Raw genomic sequence first — 16,514 nt, 5'->3', positions numbered from 1 at the left:
TTGTATAGAACTAATCGAAAAAACGAAAATCATGAAAAAAATCATATTTACGCTACTCACAGTAACCTTTGTCGTAGGTAGTTTACAGGCTCAAGAAAAAACATTCAACGTAAAATCTTTCGATAAACTAATTGTTAGTCCGCATATAGAATTAAATCTTATAGAAGGCGAAGAAGAAAGTGTTGTTGTTGATAATGCAAAAATATCGTTAGATAAAATAAATGTAGAAGTAGAAGGTAGAACGCTACGGTTGTATTTAGATGGTGCTAAGGTTGTAACTAAGTCTGAGCGTGTTTCAAATGATCAATGGCGCGGTAGTAAATCACTTTATAATGGCACAATGGCTTCTATTACCGTAACGTATAGAAAACTCGAAAATTTATCGATACGGGGGGAAGAAATTGTTAGATGTGAAAATCTCTTTAATGCTGATGATTTTAAAATGTCTTTATATGGTGCGGCTAAAGTATACTTTGATTCGGTTTCTATAGACGAATTAACGGTGGCAATTTATGGCAGTAGCTATTTAGAAATTAGTGAAGGTACTGTGGCACGCCAGGTATTTAGAGCCTATGGCGAAAGCGAAGTAAATACAGAAGGTATGGTAGCAGAAGAAACTAAAATTACTGCCTATGGCGAAAGTAATTTTAGAGTGAATGTAAAAGAGCGATTAAAAGTTACCTGCTATGGCGAAACAAATATTAATTACACTGGTAACCCAGAAGTGGATAAAGGATTAATTTTCGGAGAAGCAACCATTAGAAAAATAGGATAAAAACTTAACCTAGAAACTGAAAAACAAAAAACCCGCTAATTAGCGGGTTTTTCTATTTGTAATATATGGTTATTATTCAAAATCAGCAGGCGATACACCATCATTAACTTTGATTTCAGAAACTATGAATTCAAAAGATTGTGGACCAACAGTCTGCATTATTTTATAAGGGAACAATATACCAGCTACCTCTTTGTAATCTTCAAAATTAGAAGTGCTTTCCATTTGCTGACCTTGCATTTCAGTTACGGTTACCTCTTGTAATTTAAGTCCGGTTTCAACATCGTAGAAAGCAGATTTGTTTTCACCTACCTTAAGTTTGTAGGTATTTTTATCACCAACCATTTCCATGCCTTCTAAAGAAATGGTGTCGTCGGTCAATAATTGTAGTTCAGAGAAAGGGGCAGATTCTTTTTTAATGGCTTCAAATTCCTTTTCTTCAAGATTCTTGCGTTGACCCTGCATAACCATGTAGCCAGAATCTCCGTTTAAAACTTGTTTGCTAACAGAATTACCCATCATTTGTACGTCTTGCATTAGTTGATCGCTAGACGTTTTTTTGATGTTCAGATCAAGCTTCATACCTTGCATTTCTGCTGATGCCATCATTGCCAGGGTATTGACGCCTTCTAGTTTCGATTTTCCGCCAATAGCCTCAATATATTTTTCAAGTATTGATTGTGCAGATACGTCGGTTGGTAATGCGGCATTGTAATCGGGCGTTTCAACTCTGTCGGCAGTTTTAGAATAGGCAAGAACAGGAACTTTCTTTCCTTTAAACTCCACATTTTCTAGGTTGGCCAAAATATCACTTCCTTTACCAACGACAATTACTCGAGCATTGTCAACATTGAAATACTTTTTAGCAGCTGTTTCTACTTCCTCTTTGCTAACCTTGTCTAGTTTCTCTAAAAACGTTTTGTAGAAATCTTTAGGTAAACTTTCTTTCTCAACGTTTAAGGCATACCTAGCAATTGTTTCTGGATCTTCTAAAGCCATTATAAAGCTACCGGCATATAATGCCTTGGTAGTTTTTAACTCTTCATCTTTTACTGGTTGTGTATTTATTAAGTCGATCTCTTTTAATAATTGTACGACCGAGCTATCTGTAACCGTATTTCTTACTTCAGCAGAAGCGGCAAATCTAGAAGGACCGTATTTATCATTTCCAAGAGATGAATATGCGCCATAAGTATATCCTTTATCTTCTCTAAGGTTCAGGTTTATTCTACTATCAGAGCCGCCACCTAATATTTGGTTCGCTAATAATGCCGCAATGAAATCGGTATCACTCATTTTTAGGTTAACAATATTCTGCACGGTAATTTCTGACTGTACGGCATTTGGCATATCTACAAAGTTGATTTGCGTATTCGGTACATTTTTAGGTTGAGAATATGACAAACTTGGTGGTACGGCCTTGGTCCAAGAAGTAAAATAAGTTTCTGTTAAAGTCTTTACCTCCTCAAAATTTACATCACCAATAACGATTAAATATGCATTTGCAGGCACAAAGTATTCGCGATAATATTCTTCAACATCACTAAGGGTTACGTTGTTTACGGTTTCTTCAGTAGTAAATTCTCCGTATGGATGTTTTTTACCGTATGCCAAGGCTCTTTGAACTCTGCTAGAAATTGAAGAAACTACTTTCTCTTCAGATTTTAGTCCGGTTATAAGTTTATCCTTTTCCTTGTCAAATTCCTCTTGGGTAAAATTCGGATTTATAGCAGCATCGGCCATAAGCTCGATCATTCTCGGAAAATATTTAGAAAGAGATTGCGCATAGGCGCGACTAGACGTAAAATAAAGTCTAGCTCCTAAAAAATCGATTTCTTCATTAAAGGCCTCTTTCGATATGTTTTTAGAACCTAGCCCTAAAAGACTACCGGTTAAACTAGCCGTGCCAGCTTTATCACCTTCTAAAACGGGCGGGTTGTCAATAGATAATTGAACAGAAACTCTTGGTAATTTATGATTTTCAACTACTAAAACTTTTAAACCGTTGTTAAGGTTAAAAGTTTGCGGTACACCAAGGTTAATTTCTGGTGCAGGACCAGGTGTAGGCATAACCGTTCTGTCTACCTGCGCTTGTAAAGCAATACAAGAGAATAATGTTAAGAATAATATATATGTATTTTTCATAGTCGTAATTAGTTTGCGGTATTTTGTTCAGGTAAATATTCTAAAACCAATCTTTGATTTGGTTTTAAATACTTGTTGGCAACTTCTTTGATTTCTTCTCTGGTGATAGATCTGTAAACTTCTATCTCTTTATTTATTAAAGAAGTGTCGCCGTAGAGCATGTAATATTCTGCAAGTGAATTTGCAATACCCTCAACGCTTGAGTTACTGTTTACGAATTGGTTTTCAAATTTATTCTGTAGTTTTTGGTAGTCATTCTCAGAAATAAGATCAGTTCTTAATTTCGCAACTTCATCTTCTATAGAATTATTTAAGGTAGGTAGGCCAGTTTCACCAACCGGAAGTGCAAAAATGATATACATACCATAATCTTCTAAAGTAACGGGTATAGCCCCAATCTGTAAAGCCTGTTTTTCATCGTCTACCATTCTCTTATAAAGCTTAGAAGATGGTCCGTCGGTCAAATATGTAGAAATCATTTCTAATACTTGACTTTCTCTATTCTTAAGTCCAGGAGTTCTATAAGCGATCATAGAAGCCGGAATTTGAATATTTGAATCGTATGCTTTCGCATTAATTTCAGTTTCAATAGGCGTTTCTGAAGGAAAATTTCTAGAAGTCTTAGTCCCTTTAGGAATATCCTTAAAGTAATCTGAAATCAGTTTTTTTGCATTCTCTTTTTCGAAATCGCCGGCAATAACTAATACTGCATTGTTTGGTACATAGTATTTCTTCTGAAAAGCAATAAATTCATCTAAAGTAGCAGCATCTAAATCTGCCATCTTTCCAATTACGGTTTCTTTATACGGATGATTTTTAAAAAGATTCTTCTTGATGTTTTCGATAAACTTACCATAAGGTGAATTATCTACACGAAGCCTTTTTTCTTCCTTTACCACTTCATTTTGAGTATCAACTCCCTTTTGATTAATAACAGGATGTAACATTCTCTCAGATTCTAACCAAAGTCCTAATTCTAAGTTATTAGAAGGGAAAACTTCGTAATAATACGTTCTGTCTTCATCTGTGGTAGCATTACCAGAACCACCGTTAGATGATACGATATTGTCCCACTGGCCTTTTTCAATATTCTCAGTACCTTCAAAAAGAAGGTGTTCAAAAAAGTGGGCAAATCCAGTACGGTTTGGGTCTTCATCTTTAGAACCAACGTGATAGAGCACTGAAATGGAAATTATGGGGGCAGAGTTGTCTTGGTGTAGAATAACATGAAGGTCGTTGTCTAAGTTGTACTCTTCAAAAGCGACCTCTTGAGAAAGTCCGGCAAAACCATAAAGGCAAATAGCCGAAACCAGTAGTAATTTCATTTTCATTTAAACTGTTTTAGGTTAGTGAATTTTAATGTTCTGTTTTGTTAGTGTATAATTTTACAAAAATGTTACATAAAAAAATAATTATTTGTAGGAGCAATCTTCAATATAAGTATTCTTTAACAGATTAAATTGAATTAATAGTTGTTTATTTTTTATCTTAAAACTCTAAACAAAAAAAATATCTCAATTATGAATAACTATGCCCTACCTATTAGATTTGGTGTCGCGGCCAGTGGCTCTTTAATCGCCTATTTTTTAATATTGTCATTACTTCAGCTACATGTAAATGTATTCTACAGTCTTTTTAATGCTGTAATTACCGGTTTTGCCATTTATGAATCCATTAAATATTACAAGTTAGAAAAGGGGTCTACCTTTACCTATGCTGGCGGGTTTATGGCCGGTCTAATAACCGGTGGCGTTGCAACTTTAATTTTTACTTTCTTTTTTGCGTTATATTCAACAGAGCTTCAGCCAGGCTTTTTAGAGGAATTATCGACTAAATGGGCCAGCACTTATCGTAGTTTTGAAGCGATTGTTTTTTTAGTGGTAGCCATAATGGGTTTTACGACAAGTTTGGTATTAACGCTCTCATTTATGCAACTATTTAAGACTTCGAACACTAGAAGCATTAAGAGAGTATAAAAATCATAAAAAACACTTGTAAATTCACGATTAAGAATTATATTTGCACCCGCCTATGGAAAAAATCCATCAGGTTTAATCATTACATTTAACAATATGTACGCAATTGTAGAGATGGCAGGGCAGCAATTTAAAGTTGCAAAAGACCAGAAAGTGTACGTTCACCGTTTACAGGTAGAAGAAGGTAAAAAAGTCACTTTTGACAATGTACTTCTTTTGTCTGATGGATCGAACGTTACTATCGGCGCCCCGGCTATAGACGGAGCCGCAGTAGAGGCTAAAGTCGTTAAGCACCTTAGAGGTGACAAAGTAATCGTTTTTCACAAGAAAAGACGTAAGGGTTACAGAAAGAAAAATGGACATCGTCAGTCTCTTACAGAGATTGTAATCGAGTCGATTATTTCTAAAGGAGCTAAAAAAGCAGAAACTAAGAAAGCTGAACCAAAGGCAAAAAAAGAAGAAGTTAAAGCAGCACCAGTTGAAGCTAAGCCAAAAGCTAAAAAAGCTACAGGTAAAGCTGATGATTTAAAGAAAGTTGAAGGTATCGGACCAAAAATCGCTGAGACTTTAAACAATGCAGGTATTTCTACTTTTGCTGAATTAGCAAAAACAGACGCAGCTAAAATTTCTGAAATTATTGCTGACGTTCGTGGAAATCACGTAACTGACACTTGGCCAAAGCAAGCACAATTAGCTGCTGATGGTAAATGGGACGAGTTACAAAAATGGCAAGACGAATTAGATGGTGGTGTAGCTAAATAAGCTAAATCATTAAGTATAATAATATTTAAAACCTTAGACAATGGCACATAAGAAAGGTGTAGGTAGTTCGAAAAACGGTAGAGAATCAGAATCAAAACGATTAGGAGTTAAGATTTTTGGTGGTCAAGCTGCAATCGCTGGTAACATTTTAGTTAGACAGAGAGGAACAAGACACAATCCTGGTGAAAATGTTTACGCAGGAAAAGATCATACGTTACACGCACGTGTTGATGGTATGGTAAAGTTTACTAAAAAAGCTGGTGGAAAATCATTTGTTTCCATTGAGCCTTTTGAAGCATAAGCTTTATATAAATTTTTAAAAAACCCTCTTCAGCAATGAAGAGGGTTTTTTTGTTAGCAATGGGTTAACTTAATGTAAATATCTATTAAAATTCAAGAAATCTTAAAATAGCCTTAAAATTAAGGCAACACTATTTCAACTCGTTTCTAATTTCTTTGTGGTCCAATAACAACCACATAGAAAATGAAAAAACCAGTATTATTCTTCTTGCTCTTACTCTTACCTTTTATTTTAGTTGCCCAATCTGGTAACATTCAGGGCGTCGTTACCGATGAAAACGGATTGTATTTACCCGGGGCAAATGCCATTATCCCTTCATTGTCAAAAGGTTCAATTACAGACTTTGATGGAAAATTCACAATAGTAGATGTACCTGAAGGCACTTATTCTATAAAAGTATCTTATCTAGGATATGCAGATTTATCACAAGAAGTTACCGTAGTTGCTCACCAAACCGTTAGTATTAGGTTATCTGTAGAACAGAAAAGTGTGGAACTTGAAGGTGTTGAGGTATCTGCTTACGGGTTAAATGGTCAATCAAAAGCTTTGAATACCCAAAAGACCAATTTGAATATAACCAATGTAGTTTCTACTGATCAAATAGGTAAATTTCCTGATGCCAATATAGGTGATGCGGTAAAAAGGATTCCTGGTATAACCATGCAAATGGATCAAGGTGAGGCAAGAAATGTTATAGTTAGAGGTTTATCACCTCAATTAAATTCTGTGACATTAAATGGTAGCAGAATACCATCCGCTGAAGGCGATAACAGAAATGTTCAGATGGATTTGATACCTGCTGATATGATTCAATCTATAGAAGTAAGTAAAGCGGTTACACCAGATATGGATGCAGATGCATTGGGTGGTTCTGTAAACTTGATAACAAGAACATCTCCGCAAGGTTTTAGACTTTCTGCTACATTGGGGTCGGGTATTAATTTCATTACAGATAAACCCATTTTAAATGGCTCGGTTCTTTTAGGTGATCGTGGTAAAAATGATAAGTTTGGTTGGATGATTTCTGTCTCTGGTAATGATAACGATTTTGGCTCTGATAATGTAGAAGCAGAGTGGACAGATGAGTTCGAATATAATACTGGAATTGAAGATGGCGATGGAGAACCAATTTTAGAAGAAGTAGATGTTGATCCCTATGTAAATGTCTATGAGCAACGAGAATATTTGGTACAGCGGATAAGACGGAGTTTTTCGGCAAATTTAGATTATAAATTCGACGCTAATAATACTGTGTTTTTAAAAACAATGTATAATTGGAGAGATGATCGTGAAAACAGATTTCGTTTAGAGCATGAGATTTTAGATGCAGAAGATATTGAAGAAAGCGACTTTATTATAACCGACGGTGTACCTACAAGATTCCCTGTAGAAGTCAAAAGACAATCTAAAGGTGGTATTGATAGCGGTAGAAATAAAAATCGCCGCTTAGAAGATCAACGAATGCAAAATTACAGCTTAGGGGGAAATCATCTTTGGGGCAGTTTAAAAGTAGATTGGATGACTTCTTTTGCTAAGGCATCTGAAGAGCGCTTAAATGAGCGTTATGCAGAGTTTGAATCTGAATATAGTATTAATAATGATGTATTAAATTCTAGGTATCCAAGATATTCGGTAGTAAATACGGCAGATGCTGCTTTAGAAAATTTCGAGTATAGTGAGGTTACTGAAGAGAATCAGTATACAGAAGAAGAAGATTTAAACGTATTTGTAAATTTTGAAATTCCAACAGATATTTTTAGTCAAGGTGAAGGCAGCGTAAAATTTGGTGCAAGAGGTAGATTTAAATCCAAATTAAGGGATAATAATTTTTATGAATTTGATTTAGAAGATGATTATCCAACCTTGGCAGCAGTACCAGTAAAAGATTATAGTGACACAGATTATCTGGCAGGGAGTCAGTATCAAATAGGTTCATTTGCGAGTGAGGCTTGGCTAGGTGCTTTAGATTTAAACATTGCAGATGGCGAGTTAATTGTAGATGAGTTTGCGCCAAGCAACTTTAACGTAAATGAAGATGTGCTTGCTGGTTATGTTATGCTAAATCAGAAACTATCTGAAAAATTTAGTGTATTGGTTGGGGTGAGATTAGAGAATACGAAGCTGGAATCTAAGGGTAATAGAGTTATTTATATAGAGGAAGATGAAGATGCTGGTATAGATGAGGCTGTACTGGTAGAAGAAGTAATTGGCGAAAATTCATATACAAATGTGTTACCTGGTGTGCATTTAAAATATGATGTATCTACAAATACCATATTAAGGTTTGCATGGACAAATACTTTGGCGAGACCAAATTACCAAGATTTAATTCCAAGGGCTGAAGTAATTAATGAAGACAAAGAATTGGTTATAGGTAATGCAGATTTGAACCCAACTACATCTATGAATTTTGACCTTATGGCAGAGCATTATTTTGAAAGTGTAGGTTTAATTTCTGGAGGTTTGTTCTATAAGAATATAGATGAGTTCATTTATACATTTATATATGAAGCACCAGATGATAATTTAGGTGCAGGAACAGAAGGTTATGATGTTTTTCAACCTTTGAATGGCGATAGCGCTACAATTTTTGGGATGGAATTTGCATTTCAGCGTCAGTTAGATTTTCTACCAGGTTTTGCTAGAAACTTTAGTCTTTATTTGAATTACACTTACTTGTCATCTTCTGCCGATGGTATACGAAATGAAGATGGTGATGAGCGTAGCGATTTAGATTTGCCAAATACGGCTCCCAATATGTTTAACGGGTCTTTAGGTTATGCAGATAAAAAATTCAGTGCAAGATTATCTGCAAATTTTTCTGATAGTTATATTGATGAAATCGGCGGCAACGATTTTGAAGATAGGTATTACGATACCCAAATGTTTTTAGATTTTAATGCTACGTTTCAGGTAAGCAAAAATCTTAGTGTGTATGCAGATTTAAATAATATTACCAATCAGCCATTGCGGTATTTTCAAGGAGTTAAAGAGCGTACACAGCAAATCGAATTTTATGGACAACGTTTTAGCTTAGGATTAAAATACGACCTGTTTAAAAAATAATTCAGTACCCACGTTAAATATTAAAAATGAAAAATATATCATATTTACTAGTGCTTACAATTGTTATGGTTTCTTGCAGACAAAGTAGGTTACCAAAAATTATACCTGATGTTATCACAGAATTTACGTTGAACGATACCGATGACCCTGCTATTTGGGTTAACCCTAAAAATCCTGCTGAGAGTATTGTTTTTGGAACCGATAAAAAAACTAATGGTGCTATCTATGCTTTTGATTTGAACGGAAAAATTATTCAGGATAAAACTATTAGAGATATTCAACGCCCAAACAATGTCGATATTGAATATGGCTTTCAGTTGAACGATTCTACGGTAACCGATATTTTGGTTTTTACAGAGCGTGAGAAACAGCAAATAAGAATGTTTTCTGTACCTGATATGAAGCCTTTAGACGGTGGTGGTTTTAAGGTATTTGAAGATGAGGAATTAGAAGAGAATAGATTGCCAATGGGGGTAAGCTTATTTAAGTCACCCAAGGATGCAACTGTATATGCTATTGTAGGTAGAAAAACTGGTCCTGCAGATGGTTATCTGTATCAGTATACTCTTATTGCTGATAGTCTTGGTGTAACCTCCAATTATGTTCGAAAATTCGGCAAGTTTAGCGGAGTCAAAGAAATTGAGGCAATTGCTGTAGATGATGAAAATGGTTTTGTTTATTTCTCTGATGAAGGTGTGTGCATTAAAAAATACCATGCAGAACCAAGTATGGGAAATGAAGAGATTTCTTGTTTTGGGGGTGAATATTTTGATGAAGATATAGAAGGTATTGCTATTGCATCTTACACAGATGGACATGGTTATTTAATTGTATCTAACCAACAGAAGGGCGAGTTCAACATTTTTGATAGGGAAACCAATGCCTATATTACTACTGTGAATCTTTCTACCACCGCAACTGATGGTTGTGAGGCGGTAACTGTGCCGTTAAATGATACATTCAAAAATGGACTTTTCGTCGCTATGAACGACGAAAAGAACTTTTACTTTTATGACTTGAAGAGGTTGGGGTTACAATAATTTCTCCCCAATCTCAAACCAAGTATTTACACGTTCAAACCCTTCAGTGTTTACATTGTGTGGCGAGGTAAATTGTAGGCTTCTGCCATCAAAATTTTCTAGATTAAAACTTCTGTCGTCTATAAGTATATCTCCTTTGAGAATGTGTTTGTGACCGCAAAGAATTCTATTTTGCCAAGGTAAAAAAGGAAAGTGCTCATCTAACCATTCGCTTTTTTCTTCTAAAGAGTTAGGGAATTGCATGGCGGCCGATGCGATATAGACTTCATGTTTGTCCGCAAGCTTAGATAATATTTCTTGACTACCTGCAATAGGTTTTAGATTTCTGAAGAACCCTCTTCTTGTAGCGTGCTTACGAACACTTTCTTGGTACGCTTCTGGAACCATGCGCCATACCTCGGTACCCGAGCATAAATCTTTTGTTAGTTCTCCGTTAAATTCAGTGTTGTAAAGTTCTATATGGGCGCCATAGGTATCAGCAATAACCTCGTCCATGTCAACGAAAAGTATCATATATTTTAATTTAAATAGTATAAAATGATGGTTCTAAAACCAAGTTTTCAGTGGAAAATTAAAACTAAGAATTTTGAAGCAAAATGACGGACTGCTTAACAATCATTTAGAACAATGAGCAGCTAAAATCATCTATAGAGTTAACAATAAAATGTAAAAGAGAAAATATAAGAAGTTTTGAGTTGTATTTTGCTGAACTAATTCTAAACAAATCATATCATGAAAAAATCAATTATCTGTGTTGCAATGGCAAGTACGTTATTATTCTCTAGTTGCTTAGGGTCTTTTAGTGCGTTCAATAATTTAAAAGACTGGAATCAAGGGTTGTCTGACAGTAAGTTTGTAAATAATTTGGTGTTTTGGGGCTTAAATATAATTCCGGTATATGGTTTATTCTTTTTAGGAGACACCATTATCTTCAACGTAATAGAATTTTGGGGAGGTTCTAACCCAATTGCGATGGAAGAAGGGGAATCAGAAACCCAGATGGTAGAAAGAGATGGTAATACCTTTGAGATGACCGCTACTAAGAACAGAATGCAAGTAACCGTAGTTGATGGACCTAAAAAAGGAAAGAAAATTGATTTAGTTTATAAGCCAAGTGAAAAATCTTGGAATGCTGTAAGACCAAATGGTGAGATAATAAAATTATCTTCTTTTGAAGAAGGATTTTATATCGTATACATGCCAAACGGAGAAGAGGTTAAAATTAATCCGTTAAGCTCTAAAGAAGAAGGTTTGGCTCAAATTAAAGAGCAAACAGATTGTTATTATCTAGAAGGTATGTTGGCAGAAAACAACTAATCTGAAGAACATATAAAATTAAAAAAGGTCCTGATATTCATCAGGACCTTTTTAGTTTCTAAAACCAATGTTCTAGTATCTGTAGTACTCAGGCTTGAAAGGACCATCAACGGTAACACCGATATAATCTGCTTGGTCTTTTTTCAATTCCGTAAGTTCGGCTCCTAAACGAGATAAGTGAAGTTTTGCAACCTTCTCATCTAAATGCTTAGGTAACATATAAACATCATTTTCGTAATTGGCACTGTTTTTCCAAAGCTCTATTTGAGCTAGTGTTTGGTTGGTAAATGAGTTACTCATAACAAAACTAGGGTGCCCAGTTGCACAACCTAAGTTTACCAATCTACCTTCTGCCAAAATAATTAAGTCCTTACCGTTAATAGTGTACTTATCAACCTGTGGCTTTATTTCATCTTTTGTATTTCCGTGGTTCTTGTTCAACCATGCCATGTCAATCTCATTGTCAAAATGACCAATGTTACAAACGATAGCTTTATCCTTTAGGGCTTCAAAATGCTCAGCTCTAATAATATCTTTATTTCCGGTTGTAGTAATTACAATATCAGCATTACCAATAACCGTTTCTAGTTTTTTAACCTCAAATCCGTCCATACAAGCTTGTAATGCACAAATAGGGTCAATTTCAGTAACGGTAACAATAGAACCAGCACCTTTAAAAGAAGCTGCGGTACCTTTACCCACATCGCCGTAACCAGCAACAACAACTTTTTTACCTGCAAGCATAGTATCTGTAGCCCTACGAATAGCATCTACAGCACTCTCGCGACAACCATATTTATTATCGAATTTCGATTTAGTAACCGAGTCATTTACGTTAATAGCGGGCATCGGTAAAGTTCCTTTCTTTACACGCTCGTATAAACGGTGAACCCCCGTTGTAGTTTCTTCAGAAAGACCTTTAATACCTGCAGCCATTTCTGGGTATTTGTCTAAAACCATATTGGTAAGATCACCACCATCATCTAAAATCATGTTCAATGGTTTTCTGTCTTCACCAAAGAATAAGGTTTGCTCGATACACCAGTCGAATTCTTCTTCGTTCATACCTTTCCAAGCATAAACAGGTACACCTGCTGCTGCAATAGCTGCTGCTGCTTGATCTTGGGTAGAAAATATGTTACATGAGCTCCAAGTAACATCTGCGCCAAGAGCGGTCAATGTTTCAATAAGTACAGCGGTTTGTATGGTCATATGAAGACAACCTGCAATACGAGCACCTTTTAACGGTTGCTCATTTTTATACTCATCTCTTAGTGCCATTAAACCTGGCATTTCAGCTTCTGCTAGTTCGATTTCTTTTCTCCCCCAACCAGCAAGGGATATATCCTTAACCTTATAAGGCACATACGGAATAGTTTTCGTGCTCATATCTTTATTATTTTATACTTTCGTTAATCTGTGTACAGCAATTTTTAATTCGTGCAAAGGTACGAATAACACTAAGAATCTCATGCCGCTTTACAAAACTATAACAGTAAATGAAGAAACCTCTCTAGCTATTTGGAAGGTTGTAGAGACAGAAGAAAACCTGTGGAAAGAGATCGTTCTTACGCCTTATTGCCAAAATAGGTTTAACGGAATGAAATCTGAACTCCACCGCAAGGCTTTCTTAAGTATAAGACATTTATTGCGGGAGTATAATTATACCGATGCCGATTTGATGTATGATGAAAACGGAAAACCCCATTTAAAAGATGGTAAGTTAATATCGATTACCCATTCGCATAATTTTACGGCTATTATTGTCAGTTCAGCTGAACATGTGGGCATTGATATCGAAATGCAACGCGATAAAATTTTACGAATAGCACATAAATTTACCCCTTTTGAAGAGTATAGAACACTGGCAAATACTGCGGCAGTGGTTAGAAAATTAACCATTGTATGGGGGGCTAAAGAATCACTTTATAAGATTTATGGTCATAGGGGCGTTAGTTTTCTGCATCACATCGACGTTCAAGATTTTAGATTCGATGACAATGAAACAACGGCACAAATTATTTTCGAAGGAAATTTATCTAACTATAAGATTAGATTTTTAGAATTTGAAGAATTCACCTGCGTTTATGCCACCAGAGATAAAGAATAGAATAAATAATAGATAGCGTATTTTATATGGATATATCAGTAGAATTGACCTTTTCACCATTGCAAGATGATTTTGAGCAACACATTATAAATTTCATAAAAAAACTGCGCGAATGCGGTTTGACCGTGTTTGAGAATCCGTTGAGCACGCAGGTTTATGGTACTTATGATGAAGTAATGAAAGTGTTGAATACCGAAATTAAAACGGCATTCGAGCTGATGGACCGCGGACTTTTATTCATGAAAATAGTTAAATCTGATCGAAGCGACTATGAGCCCCATTTTTGATTATCTCTTTGGTCAATATGCCGATTATGACGCTTTAGATATTATGCTTGAGATTATAGCAGTCATTTTCGGACTGTTGTCGGTATGGTTTTCCAAACAGAATAAAATTTTAGTATACCCTACAGGGTTGGTAAGTACTTCGATATTTGTCTATCTTTTATTAAAGTGGGGTCTATTGGGCGATATGATGATCAATGCCTACTACTTTATAATGAGTTTATATGGTTGGTATATATGGACAAGAAAAGTAGATGCAGATCATTACACACCGATAACAAGAGTAACCAAAAAAGAAAATATCACCTCAATTTTCATTTTTATAGGTACTATCATTTTTGTTTTTATCGTATATCAAGTTTTTGATAAATGGAATAGTTGGACGGCTTATGTTGATACCATAACAACAGCTATATTTTTTGTGGGTATGTGGCTGATGGCCAAGAGGAAAGTAGAAAATTGGATATATTGGATCATTGGAGATCTAATATCTATCCCCTTATACTTTTATAAAGGATTTACGTTTACTAGTATTCAATATCTCATTTTTACAATATTGGCCGTTTACGGTTATAATGCATGGAAGAAAAATACAAGCAAGAACCTTCAGATGTCATAAAAGTGGTTCTTTTCGGTCCAGAATCTACGGGCAAAACAACGTTGTCAGAACAATTGGCTAGGCATTACCATACCGTTTGGGTGCCAGAATATGCCAGAGACTATCTACAAGACAAATGGAATAACGAACGTAAAACCTGCGAACCGCATGACTTGTTACCTATTGCCGAAGGGCAAATGAAATTAGAAAACAAGCTAACAAAAAAGGCGACCGATATTCTTATTTGCGATACCGACCTGTTGGAAACTAAAGTGTATTCAGAAGCATATTATATAGGTGATTGCGATCCTGTGCTAGAAAAGTATGCCTTGGAGAATACCTATGATCTTTATCTATTAACTTATATTGACATACCGTGGGAGGCAGATGACTTAAGGGATAAGCCAAATGAAAGGGAAGAAATGTTCAATTATTTTAAAGATACTTTAGAAAAATACGGCAAAAATTTTATTACCTTGAAGGGGAACAAAAAACAACGTTTAGAAAAAGCCATTAACCATATAGATACCTTATTAAATAAATGATTGAACTTACAGATAAAGACCTAAAGCAACTGGAGAAAAAGGGAATTTCAAAAGAAAATATGTTGAGTCATATCAACACATTTAAAGAAGGCATCCCTTTCGTGAAACTAGAGAACGCAGCCGTAATCGGTAATGGTATTCTAAAATTCTCTGATGCCGAAGAGAAAGAACTTATTTCATTTTATGATTCTAAACTCAAGGGACTGGATATTTTAAAATTTGTACCGGCTTCTGGTGCAGCTTCTAGAATGTTTAAAGCGTTATTTAGTTTTTTAGATGCATATAACCCTGCTGAAGAAACATTGGATGCTTATTTATCAAGAACCAATGATACCGATATTAAGAAGTTCTCTGAAGGATTAGAACGGTTTCCATTTTACCAAAAGGTAATGGATAGATTAAGTTTGAAATCTAATGCTCAAGGTCAAAAGGTGTTTAGTTTTGTGACTGAGCTACTAGGCGAGAATGCACTTAATTATGGTTTTTATCCTAAGGGGTTATTACCATTTCATAATTATAAATCGTCTGTAGCTACACCATTTGAAGAGCATTTAAAAGAAGGTGCGTTATATGCAGGTTCTAATGGGAAGGCAAAACTTCATTTTACGATTTCTGAGCAGCATGAAGAAATGTTCGATAAAGAATTTAGTGAATCAGGACCAAAAGTTTCTGCTGATACCGGTGTTACTTATGACGTAGATTATTCGTTTCAAAAATCGTCTACCGATACTTTAGCGGTAGATATGAATAATAATCCTTTTAGAAATGAAGACGGCTCTGTGTTATTTAGACCAGGTGGGCATGGTGCATTAATTCAAAATTTAAACGAACAAGATGCTGACATAATTTTTATAAAGAATATTGATAACGTTGCCGTAATGAAAGATGCCAAGGCAGTTGCCGACAGCAAAAAAGTTTTGGCGGGTGTTCTGTTAAAAGAGCAAGAAAAAGCATTTGAATATGCCGCTTTACTTGATAAGGTCGATGTAGAGGATGTAGAAATAGAGGAAATTAGAAATTTCTTGGGTACCAACTTAAATGTTCGTTTTTCAAAAGACTTCGATTCAAAATCGAATACCGATAAAATCGCTATACTAAAAGATAAGGTTAATAGACCAATACGGATCTGCGGTATGGTTAAGAATGAAGGTGAGCCAGGTGGTGGTCCGTTTTGGGTAACCAATGGTAAAGGTGAAGTTTCTTTACAGATTATAGAATCTGCTCAAATAGATATGGATGACGCGCAACAAGCAGATCTTCTTAAGAATTCTACCCACTTTAATCCGGTAGATTTGGTTTGTGCTGTTCGTAATTATAGGGGTGAGAAATATGACCTATTAAAGTTCGTAGATGAAAAACAAGGTTTTATAACAGGTAAAACAAAAGATGGTAAAGAACTAAAAGCATTAGAGCTTCCGGGATTATGGAATGGAGCTATGGCATTTTGGAATACCATTTTTGTAGAAGTACCATTGGTAACCTTTAATCCTGTAAAAAGTGTGGTGGATCTTTTAAAAGATTCGCATCAGGCTTAAGTTGCAGCCTATATTATAGTATAAAAAGTGTGTAGTTTCTACACACTTTTTTTATTTACA

The 16,514-nt window shown here is 35.3% G+C and carries 16 protein-coding genes; 12 read left to right on the top strand and 4 right to left on the bottom strand.

All coding sequences use genetic code 11. The features are described 5' to 3' along the window. The first annotated feature begins 31 nt into the window (after positions 1-31). Positions 32-775 (top strand): head GIN domain-containing protein, encoded by a 744-nt coding sequence (locus ACPF9A_RS07625; protein ID WP_424003174.1) that lies wholly within the window; start codon positions 32-34, stop codon positions 773-775. A 72-nt stretch (positions 776-847) separates the two neighbouring features. Here the strand turns inward: ACPF9A_RS07625 and ACPF9A_RS07620 are convergent, their stop codons facing one another. Both ACPF9A_RS07620 and ACPF9A_RS07615 read right to left on the bottom strand, forming a co-directional pair. After that, complete coding sequence (locus ACPF9A_RS07620; protein ID WP_424003172.1) at positions 848-2,920, bottom strand: insulinase family protein; 2,073 nt, start codon at positions 2,918-2,920, stop codon at positions 848-850. Positions 2,921-2,928: 8 nt separating this feature from the next. Beyond that, positions 2,929-4,251, bottom strand: coding sequence for a M16 family metallopeptidase (locus tag ACPF9A_RS07615; protein ID WP_424003170.1), 1,323 nt, complete (start codon positions 4,249-4,251; stop codon positions 2,929-2,931). Between the two features lie 189 nt (positions 4,252-4,440). Here ACPF9A_RS07615 and ACPF9A_RS07610 point away from each other — a divergent pair, with 189 nt between their 5' ends. From ACPF9A_RS07610 to ACPF9A_RS07590, 5 genes are all read left to right on the top strand, one after another. Continuing rightward, positions 4,441-4,896: a DUF4199 domain-containing protein gene (locus ACPF9A_RS07610; protein ID WP_424003168.1), complete on the top strand. Its 456-nt coding sequence runs from the start codon at positions 4,441-4,443 to the stop codon at positions 4,894-4,896. A 96-nt stretch (positions 4,897-4,992) separates the two neighbouring features. Then, the gene (rplU, locus tag ACPF9A_RS07605; protein ID WP_424003166.1) at positions 4,993-5,658 is read left to right on the top strand and encodes a 50S ribosomal protein L21; all 666 of its coding nucleotides are present in this window, start codon (positions 4,993-4,995) and stop codon (positions 5,656-5,658) included. 40 nt (positions 5,659-5,698) lie between these two features. Next, positions 5,699-5,959, top strand: coding sequence for a 50S ribosomal protein L27 (gene rpmA, locus ACPF9A_RS07600; RefSeq protein ID WP_339836436.1), 261 nt, complete (start codon positions 5,699-5,701; stop codon positions 5,957-5,959). Positions 5,960-6,142: 183 nt separating this feature from the next. Then, a complete protein-coding gene (locus tag ACPF9A_RS07595; protein ID WP_424003164.1) occupies positions 6,143-9,025 on the top strand; it encodes a TonB-dependent receptor in 2,883 nt (960 codons plus the stop codon). A 26-nt stretch (positions 9,026-9,051) separates the two neighbouring features. Beyond that, positions 9,052-10,065 carry a phytase gene (locus tag ACPF9A_RS07590; RefSeq protein WP_424003162.1) on the top strand — a complete coding sequence of 338 codons (1,014 nt, stop codon included), beginning with the start codon at positions 9,052-9,054 and terminating at the stop codon, positions 10,063-10,065. Here the strand turns inward: ACPF9A_RS07590 and ACPF9A_RS07585 are convergent. Continuing rightward, positions 10,057-10,578, bottom strand: coding sequence for a 5' nucleotidase, NT5C type (locus tag ACPF9A_RS07585; RefSeq protein WP_424003160.1), 522 nt, complete (start codon positions 10,576-10,578; stop codon positions 10,057-10,059). The genes ACPF9A_RS07590 and ACPF9A_RS07585 overlap by 9 nt on opposite strands. Before the next feature lie 219 nt (positions 10,579-10,797). Here ACPF9A_RS07585 and ACPF9A_RS07580 point away from each other — a divergent pair, with 219 nt between their 5' ends. Continuing rightward, positions 10,798-11,382, top strand: coding sequence for a DUF3332 domain-containing protein (locus ACPF9A_RS07580; protein ID WP_424003158.1), 585 nt, complete (start codon positions 10,798-10,800; stop codon positions 11,380-11,382). Positions 11,383-11,454: 72 nt separating this feature from the next. Here ACPF9A_RS07580 and ahcY read toward each other — a convergent pair whose 3' ends face one another. After that, complete coding sequence (ahcY, locus tag ACPF9A_RS07575) at positions 11,455-12,771, bottom strand: adenosylhomocysteinase (RefSeq protein WP_424003156.1); 1,317 nt, start codon at positions 12,769-12,771, stop codon at positions 11,455-11,457. A gap of 82 nt (positions 12,772-12,853) precedes the next feature. Here ahcY and ACPF9A_RS07570 point away from each other — a divergent pair, with 82 nt between their 5' ends. The 5 genes from ACPF9A_RS07570 to ACPF9A_RS07550 are packed head-to-tail and all read left to right on the top strand — an operon-like array spanning position 12,854 to position 16,454. Beyond that, positions 12,854-13,492, top strand: a complete 639-nt coding sequence (locus ACPF9A_RS07570; RefSeq protein WP_424003154.1) for a 4'-phosphopantetheinyl transferase family protein — start codon at positions 12,854-12,856, stop codon at positions 13,490-13,492. 26 nt (positions 13,493-13,518) lie between these two features. Beyond that, a complete protein-coding gene (locus ACPF9A_RS07565) occupies positions 13,519-13,779 on the top strand; it encodes a thiamine-binding protein (RefSeq protein WP_424003152.1) in 261 nt (86 codons plus the stop codon). Beyond that, positions 13,763-14,395, top strand: a complete 633-nt coding sequence (gene pnuC, locus ACPF9A_RS07560) for a nicotinamide riboside transporter PnuC (RefSeq protein WP_424003150.1) — start codon at positions 13,763-13,765, stop codon at positions 14,393-14,395. The genes ACPF9A_RS07565 and pnuC overlap by 17 nt, the downstream gene beginning before the upstream one ends. Then, positions 14,356-14,919, top strand: a complete 564-nt coding sequence (locus ACPF9A_RS07555) for an AAA family ATPase (protein WP_424003148.1) — start codon at positions 14,356-14,358, stop codon at positions 14,917-14,919. Before pnuC ends, ACPF9A_RS07555 begins: the two co-directional genes overlap by 40 nt. After that, positions 14,916-16,454, top strand: coding sequence for a DUF4301 family protein (locus ACPF9A_RS07550; protein WP_424003146.1), 1,539 nt, complete (start codon positions 14,916-14,918; stop codon positions 16,452-16,454). Before ACPF9A_RS07555 ends, ACPF9A_RS07550 begins: the two co-directional genes overlap by 4 nt. Positions 16,455-16,514: the final 60 nt, after the last annotated feature.

It is taken from the genome of Maribacter sp. IgM3_T14_3 (assembly GCF_049603095.1).
Lineage (GTDB): Bacteria > Bacteroidota > Bacteroidia > Flavobacteriales > Flavobacteriaceae > Maribacter.
The sequence above is the reverse complement of the archived record's forward strand: the minus strand, read 5'-3'. Positions and strand labels throughout refer to the sequence as shown.

Bases quoted from the DNA above. Each gene is read 5' to 3' on its own strand.
- ACPF9A_RS07555 (WP_424003148.1), top strand. From the start codon at position 14,356: ATGGAAGAAAAATACAAGCAAGAACCTTCAGATGTCATAAAAGTGGTT.
- rpmA (WP_339836436.1), top strand. From the start codon at position 5,699: ATGGCACATAAGAAAGGTGTAGGTAGTTCGAAAAACGGTAGAGAATCA.
- ACPF9A_RS07615 (WP_424003170.1), bottom strand. From the start codon at position 4,251: ATGAAAATGAAATTACTACTGGTTTCGGCTATTTGCCTTTATGGTTTT.
- pnuC (WP_424003150.1), top strand. From the start codon at position 13,763: ATGAGCCCCATTTTTGATTATCTCTTTGGTCAATATGCCGATTATGAC.
- ACPF9A_RS07595 (WP_424003164.1), top strand. From the start codon at position 6,143: ATGAAAAAACCAGTATTATTCTTCTTGCTCTTACTCTTACCTTTTATT.
- ACPF9A_RS07550 (WP_424003146.1), top strand. From the start codon at position 14,916: ATGATTGAACTTACAGATAAAGACCTAAAGCAACTGGAGAAAAAGGGA.
- ACPF9A_RS07565 (WP_424003152.1), top strand. From the start codon at position 13,519: ATGGATATATCAGTAGAATTGACCTTTTCACCATTGCAAGATGATTTT.
- ACPF9A_RS07585 (WP_424003160.1), bottom strand. From the start codon at position 10,578: ATGATACTTTTCGTTGACATGGACGAGGTTATTGCTGATACCTATGGC.
- ACPF9A_RS07590 (WP_424003162.1), top strand. From the start codon at position 9,052: ATGAAAAATATATCATATTTACTAGTGCTTACAATTGTTATGGTTTCT.
- ACPF9A_RS07570 (WP_424003154.1), top strand. From the start codon at position 12,854: ATGCCGCTTTACAAAACTATAACAGTAAATGAAGAAACCTCTCTAGCT.
- rplU (WP_424003166.1), top strand. From the start codon at position 4,993: ATGTACGCAATTGTAGAGATGGCAGGGCAGCAATTTAAAGTTGCAAAA.
- ahcY (WP_424003156.1), bottom strand. From the start codon at position 12,771: ATGAGCACGAAAACTATTCCGTATGTGCCTTATAAGGTTAAGGATATA.
- ACPF9A_RS07625 (WP_424003174.1), top strand. From the start codon at position 32: ATGAAAAAAATCATATTTACGCTACTCACAGTAACCTTTGTCGTAGGT.
- ACPF9A_RS07610 (WP_424003168.1), top strand. From the start codon at position 4,441: ATGAATAACTATGCCCTACCTATTAGATTTGGTGTCGCGGCCAGTGGC.
- ACPF9A_RS07620 (WP_424003172.1), bottom strand. From the start codon at position 2,920: ATGAAAAATACATATATATTATTCTTAACATTATTCTCTTGTATTGCT.
- ACPF9A_RS07580 (WP_424003158.1), top strand. From the start codon at position 10,798: ATGAAAAAATCAATTATCTGTGTTGCAATGGCAAGTACGTTATTATTC.